This window comes from Mesorhizobium sp. M7A.F.Ca.MR.176.00.0.0, assembly GCF_004023165.1.
GTDB lineage: Bacteria > Pseudomonadota > Alphaproteobacteria > Rhizobiales > Rhizobiaceae > Mesorhizobium.
Map to the genome: position 1 here is coordinate 1 of NZ_RZTC01000091.1, position 15,559 is coordinate 15,559.

16 protein-coding genes, 3 tRNA genes and 1 pseudogene are annotated in these 15,559 nt (G+C 62.5%); 16 read left to right on the plus strand and 4 right to left on the minus strand.

The genetic code is table 11. From position 1 onward, the window contains the following. Positions 1-378: 378 nt before the first annotated feature. Together EOB59_RS25265 and EOB59_RS25270 are read left to right on the plus strand one after the other, a co-directional pair. Entirely contained in the window at positions 379-684 is a 306-nt protein-coding gene (locus EOB59_RS25265; protein WP_127268086.1) for a BA14K family protein, read from the plus strand. Between the two features lie 182 nt (positions 685-866). Further along, a complete protein-coding gene (locus EOB59_RS25270) occupies positions 867-1,226 on the plus strand; it encodes a hypothetical protein (protein ID WP_127268085.1) in 360 nt (119 codons plus the stop codon). Here EOB59_RS25270 and bhcR read toward each other — a convergent pair whose 3' ends face one another. Further along, entirely contained in the window at positions 1,227-2,048 is an 822-nt protein-coding gene (bhcR, locus tag EOB59_RS25275) for an HTH-type transcriptional regulator BhcR (protein ID WP_127810308.1), read from the minus strand. It abuts the gene before it with no gap. Positions 2,049-2,261: 213 nt separating this feature from the next. On the opposite strand from bhcR, the gene gcl reads away from it, so the two are divergent. The 3 genes from gcl (at position 2,262) to EOB59_RS25290 (ending at position 5,897) form a co-directional block, all read left to right on the plus strand. Further along, positions 2,262-4,043: a glyoxylate carboligase gene (gene gcl / locus EOB59_RS25280; protein WP_128289487.1), complete on the plus strand. Its 1,782-nt coding sequence runs from the start codon at positions 2,262-2,264 to the stop codon at positions 4,041-4,043. 10 nt (positions 4,044-4,053) lie between these two features. Further along, on the plus strand, positions 4,054-4,851 hold the full coding sequence (gene otnI, locus EOB59_RS25285; RefSeq protein WP_128289488.1) for a 2-oxo-tetronate isomerase: 798 nt from the start codon (positions 4,054-4,056) through the stop codon (positions 4,849-4,851). A gap of 146 nt (positions 4,852-4,997) precedes the next feature. Further along, positions 4,998-5,897, plus strand: a complete 900-nt coding sequence (locus EOB59_RS25290) for a 2-hydroxy-3-oxopropionate reductase (RefSeq protein WP_281061735.1) — start codon at positions 4,998-5,000, stop codon at positions 5,895-5,897. A 105-nt stretch (positions 5,898-6,002) separates the two neighbouring features. On the opposite strand, the gene rlmB is transcribed toward EOB59_RS25290, so the two are convergent. Beyond that, positions 6,003-6,854 (minus strand): 23S rRNA (guanosine(2251)-2'-O)-methyltransferase RlmB, encoded by an 852-nt coding sequence (rlmB, locus tag EOB59_RS25295; RefSeq protein ID WP_127810312.1) that lies wholly within the window; start codon positions 6,852-6,854, stop codon positions 6,003-6,005. Between the two features lie 198 nt (positions 6,855-7,052). Here rlmB and EOB59_RS25300 point away from each other — a divergent pair. Further along, positions 7,053-7,137, plus strand: a tRNA-Tyr gene (locus EOB59_RS25300). 89 nt (positions 7,138-7,226) lie between these two features. Then, positions 7,227-7,300 (plus strand) — tRNA-Gly (locus EOB59_RS25305). A gap of 74 nt (positions 7,301-7,374) precedes the next feature. Here EOB59_RS25305 and EOB59_RS25310 read toward each other — a convergent pair. Continuing rightward, a complete protein-coding gene (locus EOB59_RS25310; RefSeq protein ID WP_128289490.1) occupies positions 7,375-7,839 on the minus strand; it encodes a YidB family protein in 465 nt (154 codons plus the stop codon). A 132-nt stretch (positions 7,840-7,971) separates the two neighbouring features. On the opposite strand from EOB59_RS25310, the gene EOB59_RS25315 reads away from it, so the two are divergent. Beyond that, a complete protein-coding gene (locus tag EOB59_RS25315; RefSeq protein WP_127322984.1) occupies positions 7,972-8,229 on the plus strand; it encodes a GlsB/YeaQ/YmgE family stress response membrane protein in 258 nt (85 codons plus the stop codon). A gap of 117 nt (positions 8,230-8,346) precedes the next feature. Here EOB59_RS25315 and EOB59_RS25320 read toward each other — a convergent pair whose 3' ends face one another. Continuing rightward, complete coding sequence (locus EOB59_RS25320) at positions 8,347-9,234, minus strand: DMT family transporter (protein WP_127396092.1); 888 nt, start codon at positions 9,232-9,234, stop codon at positions 8,347-8,349. 312 nt (positions 9,235-9,546) lie between these two features. On the opposite strand from EOB59_RS25320, the gene tuf reads away from it, so the two are divergent. The 8 genes and pseudogenes from tuf to rplA form a co-directional block, all read left to right on the plus strand. Further along, complete coding sequence (gene tuf, locus EOB59_RS25325; RefSeq protein WP_095090666.1) at positions 9,547-10,722, plus strand: elongation factor Tu; 1,176 nt, start codon at positions 9,547-9,549, stop codon at positions 10,720-10,722. A gap of 154 nt (positions 10,723-10,876) precedes the next feature. After that, complete coding sequence (locus EOB59_RS25330; protein ID WP_128289491.1) at positions 10,877-12,529, plus strand: hypothetical protein; 1,653 nt, start codon at positions 10,877-10,879, stop codon at positions 12,527-12,529. Between the two features lie 101 nt (positions 12,530-12,630). Next, positions 12,631-13,112 (plus strand): annotated as a pseudogene (locus EOB59_RS25335) (group II truncated hemoglobin). A 150-nt stretch (positions 13,113-13,262) separates the two neighbouring features. After that, positions 13,263-13,338, plus strand: a tRNA-Trp gene (locus EOB59_RS25340). A 397-nt stretch (positions 13,339-13,735) separates the two neighbouring features. Beyond that, a complete protein-coding gene (secE, locus tag EOB59_RS25345; protein WP_013531408.1) occupies positions 13,736-13,939 on the plus strand; it encodes a preprotein translocase subunit SecE in 204 nt (67 codons plus the stop codon). Positions 13,940-13,966: 27 nt separating this feature from the next. Further along, positions 13,967-14,494, plus strand: a complete 528-nt coding sequence (nusG, locus tag EOB59_RS25350) for a transcription termination/antitermination protein NusG (protein ID WP_013531409.1) — start codon at positions 13,967-13,969, stop codon at positions 14,492-14,494. Positions 14,495-14,653: 159 nt separating this feature from the next. Then, positions 14,654-15,082 (plus strand): 50S ribosomal protein L11, encoded by a 429-nt coding sequence (gene rplK / locus EOB59_RS25355; protein WP_013531410.1) that lies wholly within the window; start codon positions 14,654-14,656, stop codon positions 15,080-15,082. Positions 15,083-15,086: 4 nt separating this feature from the next. Then, on the plus strand, positions 15,087-15,559 hold a 473-nt coding region (rplA, locus tag EOB59_RS25360; protein WP_127366962.1), incomplete at its 3' end, for a 50S ribosomal protein L1.

Below are 15,559 nucleotides of genomic sequence, written 5' to 3' on the forward strand. Positions count from 1 at the left end.
GTCTCGGCTTCGCCGAGCCACCTCTCCCCCGATCGACGGGGTAGAGGAAAGGCGCCAAGCTTTTGCCGTTAACGCTCGTCCAGCAACGCTCCTTTCCTTTCCCTCCGGAGGGGGGAAAGGTGGCGCTGCGAAGCAGCGACGGATTGGGGGAACCACGTGGTAATCAGGCATCGGGCAGATCAGAAGGTATGTGCATAGCGTAGACGTCCATCGGGGAGATCTGCATCGTCAATGTTCTCGCCAACCTCTTCCCGTCGCCGTCACAAAGACCTTCGGTCCCAGAAGATCGACAAAAGATTCGAACCTTTTTCCTGGCTGCGACGACAGATGATCAAGAGGCGGATGGATCGCCTCGGTCAATGAAGCAAGGAGATCGTCATGTTCAAGAACACACTCGTTTCCGGCCTTATCGCCACCGCCGTCGCCGCAGCCACGCTGGCCGGCACCGTGCAGCCTTCGGCCGCTCACAGCCATCACCACAATCACGGCCTCGGCATCGGCATTGCGGCCGGCGTCGGCGGCTTTGTCCTCGGCAGCCTGCTCGCCCAGCCGCGCACCGTCTATGTCGACGAAGGCGGCGGCTCGTGGCATGTCCGCCGCTGCTACGATCGTTACGCCAGCTACGACGCGGACTCCGATACCTATCTCGGCCGCGACGGATACCGCCACTATTGCCGTCTTTAGAGGGGAGGACCGTTTCAGCAACAGAGGGGCCCATGCGAGCCCCTCTTCTGCTGTCTGGATGGTAGCGGTGCGTGCTCCACCGGCCGATACAGCGCAGAAAGGATTGGCCTGAGCGGCAGACCGGGCGGTGTACAGAGATTTGCCGAGCGTCTATTCTGACCGCGAAACGCGGGGAGAGACCTTTGGACGAGCAGGACCCCAGAGAAGACCTGGTCGAAACGGTTTTCCGCAACGGCACCGTCACCGCCGTCGGCATCCTGCTGGCGTTTTCGCTGGGCTTCATCACGCATTGGGCCGCCAACCCGATCCCGTGGCAGACCTACCATCTTGTCGCCGTCCTGCCGATCCTGGCCGGCATTGCCTTGCAGATGCGGGCCCTCTCGCTGCTGCTCGACACGAAATGCCTGCAGCGGCGCATCTATGAACGTGCCAACCGCATCTTCATGGCCGGCCTGATATTCACCGCCTGCGGCGTCGGCATGGCCATCCTTCTCGATTTCTTTGACATCGCCACCAGGAGCGCGCTGCCCGGGACGGGCTGATCAGCCGGCTCGCACGCCGCCGATCATCCTGGTCACCTCGGCGGCGGCATCGCGCACCAGCGGGCCGATCTCGGCCAACCGCTCCGGCGTCACCCGCACCGTTGGTCCCGACACCGAAACGCCGCCGATCGGCTCGCCGAATTCATTGAAGATGGCGGCTGCCACGCAACGCATGCCGGGGTGCCGCTCCTCGTCGTCGACCGACCAGCCGCGCAGCTTGATCCGCGCCAGATCGTGGGCAAGCGCCGAAATGTCTGAAAGTGTCCTGTCCGTGAAGCGCTGCAGGCCTGCCTTGCGCAGGATGGTTCCGACGCGCTCCGGCTCGAGATGCGCCAGCACCGCCTTGCCGATGCCGGACGCATGGAAGGGACTGCGTGTGCCCGGACGGAAGAAGGCGCGGATCGCCTGGTGCGTCTCGACCTGGCTGACGAAGACCACGCAATCGTCCTCGGCGACGCCGAGATTGGCGGTCTCGCCGGTTCTTTCCATCAGCTCTTGCATGGCGACACGCGCGCGGTCGACCAGCTTGCGGCGGCGCAGGAAGGCCGCGCCCATGCGGTAGGTCTCGACGCCGATCGACCACAGTTGGTCTGATGTGTCGAATTCGACCATGCCGTGGTTTTGCAGCGTCGTCAGCATGCGATAGGCGGTGGAGGCGGCAAGGCCGCTCTGCGCCGAGATCTCGCTCAGCGACAGGCCGCTGCCTTCCGCGACAATGGCCAGGATGCGCAGTGCCCGGTCGAGCGACTGCACCGAACTGACCTCCGATGGCCCGTTGAAAGCGCGCGGCCGGCCGCGCTGGCGTTTTTCGGTCGTTTCCATGCCGCCATTCTCGGTCGTTTCTCAAAATGCGCAATGAAAAAGTTTTTCACTATGATCGCTACCCGAGTTCTTGGAAAACGGAAAACCAAATAAAATCAGAAGTCTGGTGCTGTTTTCTAAAAATGAAAAAATATTCTGAAAAAATTGAAAAATATCCGGCGTGCTGACATCCTTGGCCAATCCAACAATGACAAACCCCGTGGAGGGCTGGAAATGGCCAGGATGCGCGCTGTCGATGCCGCGGTTCTCGTTCTCGAAAAGGAAGGCATTTCCTGCGCTTTCGGCGTGCCGGGCGCGGCGATCAATCCATTCTATTCGGCGCTGAAGGCCAAGGGAACGGTCCGCCACGTGCTAGCCCGTCACGTCGAGGGCGCCTCGCACATGGCGGAAGGTTTTACCCGCGCCAAGGCAGGCAATATCGGCCTGTGCATCGGCACTTCGGGTCCGGCCGGCACCGACATGATCACCGGGCTCTATTCGGCCGCCGCGGATTCCATCCCGATCCTGTGCATCACCGGGCAGGCGCCACGGGCGCGGCTGAACAAGGAGGATTTCCAGGCCGTCGACATATCAGCCATTGCGGCACCCGTCGCCAAATGGGCGGTCACCGTCATGGAGCCCTATCTCGTCCCCATGGCGCTGCAGAAGGCATTTCATCTGATGCGCTCGTCACGTCCCGGCCCGGTGCTGATCGACCTGCCGGTCGACGTGCAACTCGCCGAAATCGAATTCGACATCGATGCCTATGAACCGCTGACGCCGTTCAAGCCGGCCATGACGCGCGCCCAGGCCGAAAAGGCGTTGACGATGCTCAATTCGGCCAAAAAGCCGCTGATCGTCGCCGGCGGCGGCATCATCAACGCCGATGCGTCCGATCTGCTGATCGAATTCGCCGAGATTTCAGGCGTGCCGGTCATCCCGACCTTGATGGGCTGGGGCGCCATCCCCGACGACCACCGGCTGATGGCCGGCATGTGCGGGCTGCAGACCTCGCACCGCTATGGCAATGCGACGATGCTGGAAGCCGACTTCGTCTTCGGCATCGGCAACCGCTGGGCCAACCGCCACACCGGCTCCGTCGATGTCTACACCAAGGGCAAAAAGTTCATTCATGTCGACATCGAGCCGACGCAGATCGGCCGTGTCTTCGCGCCGGATCTCGGCGTCGTTTCGGATGCCGGTGCCGCACTGAAGATGCTGCTCGACGTCGCCACCGAATGGAAGACGGCAGGCAGACTGCGCGACTGGTCCGGCTGGGCGAAGGAATGCCAGGCCCGCAAGAAGACGATGAAGCGCAAGACGCATTTCGACCAGGTGCCGCTGAAGCCGCAGCGTGTCTATGAGGAGATGAACAAGGCGTTCGGCCGCGACGTCACCTATGTCACCACGATCGGCCTGTCGCAGATCGCCGGTGCGCAGTTCCTGCATGTCTACAAGCCGCGCAACTGGATCAATTGCGGCCAGGCCGGCCCGCTTGGCTGGACCTTGCCGGCAGCCCTTGGCGTGCGCGCCGCCGATCCCGACCGGACCATCGTGGCGCTGTCGGGCGACTATGACTTCCAGTTCATGATCGAGGAACTGGCGGTCGGCGCACAGCACAAATTGCCCTATCTGCATGTCGTCGTGAACAACGCCTATCTCGGCCTGATCCGCCAGGCGCAGCGCGGCTTTTCGATGGACTTCGAGGTCGACCTTGCCTTCGAGAACATCAACCGGGCAGGCGATCCCGAGGCAGGCTATGGCGTCGACCACGTTGCCGTCGCCGAAGCGATGGGCTGCAAGGCGGTCAGGGTGCGCAAGCCGGAAGAGTTTGCCGCTGCCTTCAAGGAGGCGCAGCGGCTGATGAAGGAGCACCGGGTGCCGGTCGTGCTCGAATTCATCCTCGAACGCGTCACCAACATCTCGATGGGCATCGAGATCGACAAGATCACCGAATTCGAGGAGCTTGCCGAAAGCCACGAGGATGCGCCGACGGCGATCGTGATGTTGGATTAGGAGAAAAAGAATGCCGCGTTTTTCAGCCAATCTGTCGATGCTCTTTGGCGAGCATGAGTTCCTCGACCGTTTCGATGCCGCCGCCCGCGCCGGCTTCAAGGGCGTCGAATATATCGGACCCTATGACCATGCGCCCGATGTCGTCGCCGCCCGGTTGAAGAAGAACGGCCTGACCCAGGTGCTGTTCAACCTGCCGGCCGGCGACTGGGGCAAGGGCGAGCGTGGCATTGCGGTGCTGCCGGACCGCGTGCCGGAATTCCGCCAGGGCATCGCCAAGGCGATCGCCTACGCGCAGGCGCTCGGCTGCCAGCAGGTCAATTGCCTGGCCGGCATCGCGCCGGCCGCCGCCGACCGCAAGGTGCTGGAGGATGTCTTTGCCGAAAACCTCGCCTTCGCGGCGGAAAAGCTGGAGCAGGCCGGCATCAGGCTGCTGATCGAGCCGATCAACACGCGCGATATTCCGGGCTTCTTCCTCAACTATTCCGATCAAGCCCTGGCGCTGATCGATCGTGTCGGCTCAAAAAACCTGTTCCTGCAATACGACATCTATCACATGCAGATCATGGAGGGGGATCTCGCCCGTACCATCGAGGCTAACCTCGGCCGCATCGCGCATATCCAGCTTGCGGACAATCCCGGCCGTCATGAGCCGGGGACGGGCGAGATCAATTTTCCCTTCCTGTACGAGCATATCGACCGCATCGGTTATGCCGGCTGGGTCGGGGCTGAGTACAAGCCGAAGGCCGGGACGGAGGCTGGGTTAGGGTGGTTTCGGGAGTTGAGCGGGCAGGGCAGTGCTGCGGCGTAAGCCAACGCCGCGCCCCCTCATCCGGCCCTTCGGGCCACCTTCTCCCCGGTGGGGAGAAGAGACAGGCATCAACGTCGGCATTCTCTTCTCCCCTCGGGGAGAAGGTGGTCGCGCAGCGGCCGGATGAGGGGGCGTTTCACACAAGCATCTGGAGAACCACAATGGAAACCATCGGCTTCATCGGCCTCGGCATCATGGGCGCGCCGATGGCAGGGCATCTCTTGGACGCGGGCTACAAGGTCATCACCAGCGACCATCGCTCCAAGCCGCCGGCCGATCTCGTCGCCAAGGGGCTGAAGACCGTCACCGGCCACGCCGCCGTGGCCAAGGCTGCCGACATCATCATCCTGATGGTGCCCGACACGCCGCAGGTGGCCGATGTGCTGTTCGGCGAGAGCGGCGTCGCGTCCGGCCTGGCCAGGGGCAAGCTGGTCATCGACATGAGCTCGATCTCGCCGATCGAGACCAAAATGTTCGCAAAGAAGATCAACGATCTCGGCTGCGACTATCTCGATGCACCGGTCTCGGGCGGCGAGGTCGGCGCCAAGGCGGCGTCGCTGACCATCATGGTCGGCGGCGAGGAAACCCCGTTCGAGCGCGCCAAGCCCGTGTTCGAGAAGATGGGCAAGAACATCACCCTGGTCGGGCCGAACGGAGTCGGCCAGACCACCAAGGTGGCCAACCAGATCGTCGTCGCGCTGACTATTGAAGCCGTCGCCGAAGCGCTTGTTTTTGCATCGAAAGCTGGCGCCGATCCGGCCAAGGTCAGGCAGGCGCTGATGGGCGGGCTGGCGGCTTCGCGCATTCTGGAAGTGCATGGCGAGCGCATGGTCAAGCGCACCTTCGCGCCTGGTTTCCGCATCGAACTGCACCAGAAGGATCTGAACCTCGCGCTGGAGGGCGCGAAGGCGCTCGGCGTTTCCTTGCCCAACACCTCGACGACTCAACAGCTGTTCAATTCCTGCGCGGCCAATGGCGGCGCCAAGGAAGATCATTCGGCGCTGGTCAGGGCGCTGGAGCGGATGGCGGGGCATGAGGTGGGGTAGGAGGAGCGAGTAGCGAGTAGCGAATAGCGAATAGGGATTGCAGCCACGGATAGTCGGGATTCGACTTTCGCTACTCGCTACTCGCTACTCGCTACTCGCTACTCGCTACTCGCTACTCGCTAAAAACTTCCGCGCCACGTAAAGGCTGATCGCCGCGGCATTCGACACGTTGAGCGAATGGATGGCGCCGGGCATGTCGAGCCGCGCCAGCGTCGTCACCGTCTCGCGGGTCTTCTGGCGCAGGCCCTTGCCTTCGGCGCCCAGCACCAGGGCGATCTTTTCTCCGGCAAAGCTCTTTTCGAGTTCGGCCGGCGCGTCCGAATCAAGCCCGATGGTGCGAAAGCCGGCCTCGTGCAGCTGGCCGAGCGCGTCGGCGAGGTTCTTCACCTCGATCTGGTCGATGTGCTCCAGCGCGCCGGAGGCGGATTTCGCCAGCACGCCCGATTCCTGCGGGCTGTGGCGGGCTGTGGTGATCAGCGCGCCAGCGCCGAAGGCCACCGCCGAGCGCAGGATGGCGCCGACATTGTGCGGGTCGGTGATCTGGTCGAGCACCAGCACCAGCTTCGCGTCACCAAGCGCATCGAGCCGCTTGGCTTTAAGCGGCTCGGCCTCGATCAGCACACCCTGATGCACGGCATCCGACCCGGTGATCTTGTCGATGTCCCTGGGTTCGACCAGTTCGGTCTTGAAGGGCAGGGCGGCGAGATCGGCGATTTCGAGGCGCTCGGCCGCATTGCGCGTCACCAGCATCTTCCTGATCTTGCGGCGCGGATTGTCGAGTGCGGCACGCACCGTGTGCAGGCCGTAGAGCCGCACCAGGCCATCCGCGGCATTTTCGCCCGGCGGAACCGGCTGTCGAGCCCGGAATGCCGGCGCGCCGCCGCTTTTCTCGTCGCGATAGGCGCGGCGCAGCTTGGCGTAATGGGTGTCTTTGGGGGTGTTGGTTTTGTCGCTCATGGCTGGCTTCTATAGCGGTGTCCTCCGGCCAAGGATATGGCCTGTCACTACAGCCGGCGAACAGAAACGAAAAACCATGGTTGCGCGGTTGACACCCAATGGGCTTGCCGCCATAAGGCGCTGCGCTGGTTTCGGAGAACACATAACTCGGGTCCGGATCGGCGTGAATGCCTCGTTGCATGGCTCCGGCGGCAGACTGGAGAGGTGCCCGAGTGGTTAAAGGGGACGGACTGTAAATCCGTTAGCTTAGCTTACGTTGGTTCGAATCCAACCCTCTCCACCACTGCCGGCCCGGAAGCCCTGAAACGTAACAAGAATCGGACCGAAAAGTGCATGGCGCTTTTCGGATGAATCCGGTACTTCAGGAACGGCGCGGGTATAGCTCAGTGGTAGAGCAGCAGCCTTCCAAGCTGAATATGCGGGTTCGATTCCCGCTACCCGCTCCAGACACTCATCCCATCCGGCAAATCGAAACACTGCGCACGAGGCGCAGCGCTCCAATTGTGGTGGCTGCGCCGCGTCAGCTGTTGAACGCGGTGGCGACCTGGTGCTGCTGCGGCACCTGGCCGTTCGGCGTCAGTCTGTCGACGATGCCGGGCAAGGCGGTGGACAGTTGTTTGAGCAGTTCCTGCTCGTCCAGCCCGGTCCGTTGCGCGATCTCGCGAATGATCTGCGGTCCGATCGCGGCGCCAAGATCGTTGGCGTTGATCGGCTGGTTCTGCCCGGTGCCGACCCAGGAGTCGGCGGCATTGCCGTGGCCGGCATTTCTGAGCTTGTCGAGCAGGCCGCCCAATCCGCCAGCCAGGCCATCATCGGCGGATGTGGTTTCCGTCGGGACGGGGGCGGTCGGAGCGGGCGCGGGAGACTGCTCTGGCTCTTCGGCATTTCTGCCGCTCAGCATCTTGCCGACCAGCAATGCGCCGAGCGCGATCATCAGGGGTTTGGTGATGTTGCCGCCGGGAACGGCATTGTCAAAAAGTCCCATCGTGGATCCTCCATAGCGAACAAGGCCCGACCCCTCCTCGACAATGAAGCATTCGGGCGGAATTTCAAGCTGGCTTGAGGTTTTGACAATCCTATGAAAATGTTCGGCTGGCGAGGGGATGGAGAGGAAAAAATGGGTATCATCAGCTGGATCATTCTCGGCGTGGTCGCCGGCTTCATCGGCAGCAAGATCGTCAACAAGACCGGCCAGGGTGTCGTCATGGATATCGTACTGGGCATCGTCGGCGCCATTGTCGGCGGTCTGATATTCAGTGCCTTCGGCGCGTCAGGCGTCACCGGCCTCAACATCTACAGCCTGATCGTTGCCGTCATCGGCGCGGTGGTCGTTCTGTGGGCTTACCATCAGTTCAGCGCAAGGCGGACGCTTTAGGCGCCTGCGGATCATCTGAGGTTTCGAGTTTCTGAAGGCGAGACCGGCTTGAGGCCGGTATGCTCAGAGTGGCTTGCCTATGGCATCGGGGCGGCGAAAAGCAGCAATGAAACGAGGCTAGGCGACGACGGCCAGCCGGCGCTGACGCTGATCCAGCGAGACGATGGTCAGCCCGCTGCCGACGACCAGCAGAATGCCGCAAATGGCCAGCGCGTTGGGGAACTGCCCGAACACCAGCAGGCCGGAAATGACCGCCCAGACGGTGAAGCAATAGTAGAACGGCGCCACGGCGCTGGTCGGTCCGATGCGATAGGCCATGAAGATGAAGAAATGGCCGAAGATCAGGAAAAATCCAGCACCGGCCATCAGCAGCAGGTGATGTGCCCCGGGCATGACCCAGCGCTCTGAAACCAGATGCGCGGCGCCGGCGCCGATCAGCACCACCACGACGGCGGAAATCGCCACGATCATCCCCGGCACCTCGGCCGCGACCCGCCGGCCGGCAAGGTCGCGCGCCGCCGCAAATGTGGCATTGCCGAGCGCCAGCAAGGCGTAGACCGAAATGCCTTGCATGGTCGGCTGCGCCACCATCAGCGCTCCGACGAAGCCGAGCCCGATCAGCGCCATGCGCCGGCCGCCGATCCGCTCGCCAAACAGGATCGAGGAGCCGACCAGCATCAAGAGCGGCGTGATCTGGCCGAGCGCGGTGGAATCGGCGATCTGCATGTTGGCGAGTGCGACCACATAGCAAAGGATCGCCGCCAGCTCGAGCATGTTCCGGCTCAGGACGCGCTTGTCGAAGATCCGCGGGATCTGCTTGCCGTAGCCCAGCGCGAACAACAGCGGGAAGCCCCAGAGTGCTGCCGCGGCACCCCGCAGAAACAGCACTTCGTAAGACGGCAGGCCAGCCGTCGCGAGCTTCATCATCGTGTCGTTGACGAGATACGACCCCGTCGAGACGATCATGAACAGCGGGCCGCGGATAGAGGCAGGGATGAAATGCATCCGGACACAAGATCAGAGGCGGGTGGCGGCGGCAATGGTCCATGGCCTGGCCATGATTCAGACAGGGCCGGGCAAGCACGCCAGCGCTTTCGCCGCCTCGATCGGTCGGCCCGCTACCCCTTCATTTTGCCCAGAGCCTTCCTATATCAGCGTCATATCCCCGCAATCGGATCGATGGTTCGGACTGAGTGAGACGGCACCCGGCCAAAAGACGCTTGTGTTTTTTGGCCTTTGTCGCTAATCGCCCCGCATTCGACTGAACTGAAGGTCTTCGACCGAACTGAAGATCCGGGCCGTCCAAGGAAAGAGACAATGGCAAAAGGTAAATTCGAGCGTAACAAGCCTCACGTGAACATCGGCACGATTGGCCACGTCGACCATGGCAAGACGTCGCTGACGGCGGCGATCACCAAGTATTTTGGCGAATACAAGCGCTACGACCAGATCGACGCCGCCCCTGAAGAAAAGGCGCGCGGCATCACGATCTCGACGGCGCATGTCGAATACGAGACGGCTGCCCGCCACTACGCTCACGTCGACTGCCCCGGCCACGCCGACTATGTGAAGAACATGATCACCGGTGCCGCGCAGATGGACGGCGCGATCCTGGTCGTGTCGGCCGCAGACGGCCCGATGCCGCAGACCCGCGAGCACATCCTGCTGGCCCGTCAGGTCGGCGTGCCGTCGATCGTGGTGTTCCTCAACAAGGTCGACCAGGTCGACGACGCCGAGCTGCTCGAACTGGTCGAGCTCGAGGTTCGCGAGCTTCTGACCAAGAACGAATTCCCCGGCGACGACATTCCGATCGTCAAGGGTTCGGCTCTGGCTGCCCTGGAAGACAGCGACAAGAAGATCGGTGAAGACGCGATCCGCGAGCTGATGGCTGCGGTCGATGCCTACATCCCGACGCCGGTTCGTCCGCTCGACAAGCCGTTCCTGATGCCGATCGAAGACGTGTTCTCGATCTCGGGCCGCGGCACGGTCGTGACCGGCCGCGTCGAGCGCGGCGTGGTCAAGGTCGGCGAGGAGCTGGAGATCATCGGCATCCGTCCGACGACCAAGACGACCTGCACGGGCGTGGAAATGTTCCGCAAGCTGCTCGATCAGGGCCAGGCCGGCGACAACATCGGCGCGCTGCTGCGCGGCGTTGATCGTGAAGGTGTCGAGCGCGGCCAGGTTCTGGCCAAGCCGGGCACGGTGAAGCCGCACAAGAAGTTCGTGGCCGAAGCCTACATCCTGACCAAGGACGAAGGTGGCCGTCACACGCCGTTCTTCACCAACTACCGTCCGCAGTTCTACTTCCGCACGACCGACGTGACCGGCATCGTGTCGCTGCCGGAAGGCACCGAGATGGTGATGCCGGGCGACAACATCACGGTCGATGTCGAGCTGATCGTGCCGATCGCCATGGAAGAGAAGCTGCGCTTCGCTATCCGTGAAGGCGGCCGCACCGTCGGTGCCGGCATCGTCGTCACCATCAAGGAATAATCGAGCCCGGCATTCGCCGGATCGACAAGGAAAGGGCGGTCTTCGGGCCGCCCTTTTCTTTTGCGGGGCTATCGGTTGCGGCCCAGTCGGCCGAACCCTGTTGCAAGGCTCCGGGCCTCGACTAGTATAGGTTGCATCGAGGGGCTTTTTTCAAATGGTTCCAAGGCGGTTTTTCCATCGTCGGGCATTGTGGCCGCTGGCTCTGACCTGGCTGCTGGCATTGCTTGCCGCAGGCCCCGCAGGCCCCGCAGGCCCCGCAGCCTTTGCGGCGGATGCGGCGCCGGATCTTGGGCCGACGATGCGGTTCGGCATCGTTCGCAGCAACGCACCGGGGTGCGAGCCGATCTGCCCGGAATGGATCTCGGCCGAGGGCTCGATAGAAGCCGGTACGCCGGCACTCTTCAAACGCATGCTGAAGACGCTTGGTGGGCGGAAACTGCCTGTTGTCGTCGATTCTCCCGGCGGCAATGTCGAAGCGGCGCTGACGCTTGGCCGGCTGATCCGCAAGAACAAGTTCGATATCGCCATCGGCAAGACGGTGTTTTCCAGCTGCCAGCCCGGTGCGAAGGGGTGCCAGGACCGTGACGCCCGCTACTTCGGCGATGTCATCGACTATGGCGCCATGTGCAATTCCGCCTGTCCTCTGATGTTTGCCGGCGGTATCAGGCGGGTGGCCGGCGAATGGGCCTATCTCGGCGTCCATCAGATCACCACGACCTACATCCGCACGAAATTGCAATACCGTACCACCTATCGCGTCGTGGGGGGCAAGAAGAAGATCCTCAACACAAAGATCGTCAGCCGCAAGAATGCCGGCAGCTACAAGACCTACGAGATGAGCAAGTCCGTGGAGAAAAAGCTGGCAGCCTACCTGAAGCAGATGGGCATCGAACAAAGCATGCTCGAAACGATGAAGGGCACCCCGGCCAGCGAAATCCACCAGATCGCCCTCGACGACATGCTGGCGATGAAGCTGGTCACCAGCACGGACGCTGTAGGCCTGCTGACAGCGGCAAGCCTGTGCGAACCCGGCCGCCTGGCCGCGAATTGCCGGGAGGTGCCGGGGAACAAGCCTGATGGCCTGACGGCGACCGCGGCCACGCCGCCACCGATCGAACCCGAGGCGGCGCGGCGCGATGAAGACATGCGCTTCGTCGTCGTTCGCGGCACCAATCCGCTCTGCAATCCAGACTGCCCGGAATGGATATCGGCGGAAGGCGCGATCACCGCCCAGACCCCGCAGAAGCTGCGCCAATTGCTCGCCATGCTCGGCAAACGGCAACTGCCTGTCGTGGTCAGCTCAAGGGGAGGCGACCTGTTCAGCGCCCTGGCGGTTGGACGGCTTATCCATGAAAAGAAGCTCGACGTCGCCGTTGGTCGCACCGATTTCGTCGGCTGTGACCCTGGAGCGTGGAATTGCCTGGCCAAGGATGGCGCGTATGCCGGGCTGAGCATCGATGCGGGCGTGGAGTGCGATTCGGCCTGCGCGCTGATGCTTGCCGGCGGCATCAGGCGGTTTGTCGGTCCCCAGGCGCGGCTTAGCCTTTACCCGATGGGGCAAAAGCAGATGGTCAAGGCCTATCTCGAGGAGATGGCGATCGGTCCCGCCCTGTTCGCGGCGATCGAGCGGCGCTCGGTCGAGCGCCGGCTGGAACCCGGCATGATGCTGAAGGTCGGCCTGACGACGAGCCTGCAATCGGTCGACGCGCTGACCGGTGCCACCATTTGCGAGGCAGTGCCACGACCCGAGAATTGCCGGATCCGGCCTTCCGCCAATGCCGAGGCTGACGCGCCCGCCAAATTGTAGTGCGCGGCGAAGCCGGAACTGGCCATCGAGGCAGGTTGAGACACTTCCGATTGCTCCGCTATCGTCGCCGCTGGCGGCGCCATGCAGGTGGAGGATCGAGAATGAGCCAGGATATCCCGACACTCTACGAATGGGCCGGCGGCAGCGAGGCCCTGAACCGGCTGACCCAGACTTTCTACGACAAGGTGGCGCAGGATCCGATCGTCGGGCCGGTGTTCAAGACCATGTCGCCGGATCATCCCGCCCATGTCGCGGCCTTCATCGGCGAGGTTTTCGGCGGACCGAAGACCTACAGCGAGCAGTTCGGCGGCCACCGCGAGATGGTCATGCACCATCTGGGCAAGCATCTAAGCGAGGAGCAGCGCCGCCGCTGGATCAGCCTTCTGGCCGATGCAGCCGACGCGTCGGCCTGCCTGACGATCCGGAATTCCGTGCGGCCTTCATGAGCTATGTCGAATGGGGATCGCGTCTGGCCAAGATGAACTCCAATCTCGGCGAGACATGCGATCCGCAGACGGAACCGATGCCGGCCTGGGGCTGGGGCGTGCCGGGCGGCCCCTATAAGCCACCGGGTACGAAGTAGCTTCGGCGGCTATGTCGTTGCCGAACGACCCTCGTTGTCAGCCATCCCGATTTCTGGCGCAGGGATTAAGGCGCGTTTGCTTGCAAACCGCTCTTTACAGAGCGTGCGGAAGCTTTTAGGAAGCGCCTTCTGCGCCGACATGCGCACGATACGGGCATAGCTCAGTTGGTAGAGCGGCGGTCTCCAAAACCGCAGGTCGTAGGTTCGAGCCCTGCTGCCCGTGCCATTTCTTGGAATGGCATTCAACGCAATGTTTCGCCATTTCGAAATGGCGTTTCAAAGCGATATTTCCATGCTCTGGCCTTTGAAAATCGGCGACCCGCTTGCCATATAGGGTCGATTGGGGCATAAGAGCGCCATAGCCGGGACGGAACGACTGGATGGTTCCGAGGCGGCGTTTGGTCATAAAGCGGAGACTTGCCACTTGCGTGGATCAAGAATCGGTTTTATGTAGACGAAACAGACACGCGACGCGTGGAGCTGGGAAACCGGCTTTACGCGTCTGATTTGCATGGGCGAAATGATTGCGCTGATTCGGCGCGAGATTGGGCTCAAGCGGCACGTCCCGGCCAGCGGGATCATCCAGGAGACCCGGCCAACGGGTCTTGAAGACAGAGCGGCATATGGCTTCGAAAACCACAAATCCTTTCGTCTTTCTCCAGCAGGTTCGCGCGGAGACCGCCAAGGTGACTTGGCCGTCGCGACGCGAAACGATGATCTCGACGGTGATGGTTCTGGCCTTCGCAGTGATCGCGATGATCTTTTTCTTCACCGCCGATCAGCTCATGGGCCTTGCGGTCGAACAGATTCTGGGCATCGGACGCTAAGTCCGGCGATTACGGAGAAGTCTTGAAATGACCGCGCGCTGGTACATCGTCCACGCTTATTCGAACTTTGAAAAGAAGGTCGCCGAGGATATCGAGAACAAGGCCAAGCAGAAGGGCCTGTCCGCCGACATCCACCAGATCGTGGTTCCGACCGAGAAGGTTGTCGAAGTTCGCCGCGGTCGCAAGGTCGATGCCGAGCGGAAGTTCTTCCCGGGCTATGTGCTGCTGAAGGCCAATTTGACCGATGCGGTGTTCTCGCTGGTCAAGAACACACCGAAGGTCACCGGCTTCCTGGGCGACTCCAAGCCGGTGCCGATCACCGAGGCGGAAGCGCAGCGCATCCTGAACCAGGTGCAGGAAGGCGTCGAGCGGCCCAAGCCCTCGGTCACGTTCGAGATCGGCGAAGCGATCCGCGTTTCGGATGGTCCGTTCGCGTCGTTCAACGGTTTCGTCCAGGAAGTGGACGAAGAGCGGGCACGGCTCAAGGTGGAAGTTTCGATCTTCGGGCGCGCCGTGCCTGTCGATCTGGAATTCGGGCAGGTCGAAAAGGGCTGATCCGAAATCCCTGACGCCGGTTTGGCGATCAGGGGAGGCGGCGCGGAAGCGCGCGGCCTGAGACGGTGGGAGGCGAGTGCGGCTTTAGCCGGCTGCGCGAACCGCACCACCAGACTGCAACCGCCGGCATGACCGGCATAGACAAAGGCAGGAAAAGAGATGGCTAAGAAAATTGCAGGCCAGCTCAAGCTCCAGGTGAAAGCGGGATCGGCGACGCCGTCTCCCCCGATCGGCCCGGCGCTTGGTCAGCGTGGCATCAACATCATGGAATTCTGCAAGGCGTTCAACGCGCAGACCCAGGAAATGGAAAAGGGATCGCCGGTTCCGGTCGTCATCACCTACTATCAGGACAAGTCCTTCACCTTCGTCATGAAGACGGCGCCGGTGAGCTATTTCCTGAAGAAGGCGGCGAACCTGACGTCCGGTTCCAAGGAGCCGGGCAAGGTCAAGGCCGGTACGGTTTCGCGCGACAAGGTCCGCGAGATTGCCACCGCGAAGATGAAAGACCTGAACGCAAACGACGTCGAAGCGGCCATGCGCATGGTCGAGGGCTCCGCCCGCTCGATGGGTCTGGAAGTGGTGGGCTAAGATCATGGCAAAGATTGCAAAGCGCGTATCGAAGACCCGCGAAGGCATCGATCCCAACAAGGCTTATGCCCTGGGCGATGCGCTGAAGCTGCTCAAGGACCGTTCCTCGGTGAAGTTCGATGAGACCATCGAAGTCGCCATGAACCTCGGCGTCGACCCGCGCCATGCCGACCAGATGGTCCGCGGCGTGGTCAACCTGCCGAACGGCACCGGCCGCTCGGTGCGTGTCGCCGTGTTCGCCCGTGGCGACAAGGCCGACGAAGCGCGCGCCGCCGGCGCCGACATCGTCGGTGCCGAGGATCTGGTCGACATCGTCCAGAAGGGCACGATCGATTTTGATCGCTGCATCGCCACGCCGGACATGATGCCGCTCGTCGGTCGTCTGGGCAAAGTGCTCGGCCCGCGCGGCATGATGCCGAACCCGAAGGTCGGCACCGTCACCACCGACGTTGCCGCCGCCGTCAAGGCATCCAAGGG

Excerpts from the sequence above, each read along its gene's own strand:
- secE (WP_013531408.1), top strand. The coding sequence starts at position 13,736 with ATGGCTTCGAAAACCACAAATCCTTTCGTCTTTCTCCAGCAGGTTCGC.
- gcl (WP_128289487.1), top strand. The coding sequence starts at position 2,262 with ATGGCCAGGATGCGCGCTGTCGATGCCGCGGTTCTCGTTCTCGAAAAG.
- EOB59_RS25320 (WP_127396092.1), bottom strand. The coding sequence starts at position 9,234 with ATGCATTTCATCCCTGCCTCTATCCGCGGCCCGCTGTTCATGATCGTC.
- bhcR (WP_127810308.1), bottom strand. The coding sequence starts at position 2,048 with ATGGAAACGACCGAAAAACGCCAGCGCGGCCGGCCGCGCGCTTTCAAC.
- rlmB (WP_127810312.1), bottom strand. The coding sequence starts at position 6,854 with ATGAGCGACAAAACCAACACCCCCAAAGACACCCATTACGCCAAGCTG.
- tuf (WP_095090666.1), top strand. The coding sequence starts at position 9,547 with ATGGCAAAAGGTAAATTCGAGCGTAACAAGCCTCACGTGAACATCGGC.
- nusG (WP_013531409.1), top strand. The coding sequence starts at position 13,967 with ATGACCGCGCGCTGGTACATCGTCCACGCTTATTCGAACTTTGAAAAG.
- otnI (WP_128289488.1), top strand. The coding sequence starts at position 4,054 with ATGCCGCGTTTTTCAGCCAATCTGTCGATGCTCTTTGGCGAGCATGAG.
- EOB59_RS25310 (WP_128289490.1), bottom strand. The coding sequence starts at position 7,839 with ATGGGACTTTTTGACAATGCCGTTCCCGGCGGCAACATCACCAAACCC.
- EOB59_RS25330 (WP_128289491.1), top strand. The coding sequence starts at position 10,877 with ATGGTTCCAAGGCGGTTTTTCCATCGTCGGGCATTGTGGCCGCTGGCT.
- EOB59_RS25265 (WP_127268086.1), top strand. The coding sequence starts at position 379 with ATGTTCAAGAACACACTCGTTTCCGGCCTTATCGCCACCGCCGTCGCC.
- EOB59_RS25315 (WP_127322984.1), top strand. The coding sequence starts at position 7,972 with ATGGGTATCATCAGCTGGATCATTCTCGGCGTGGTCGCCGGCTTCATC.
- rplK (WP_013531410.1), top strand. The coding sequence starts at position 14,654 with ATGGCTAAGAAAATTGCAGGCCAGCTCAAGCTCCAGGTGAAAGCGGGA.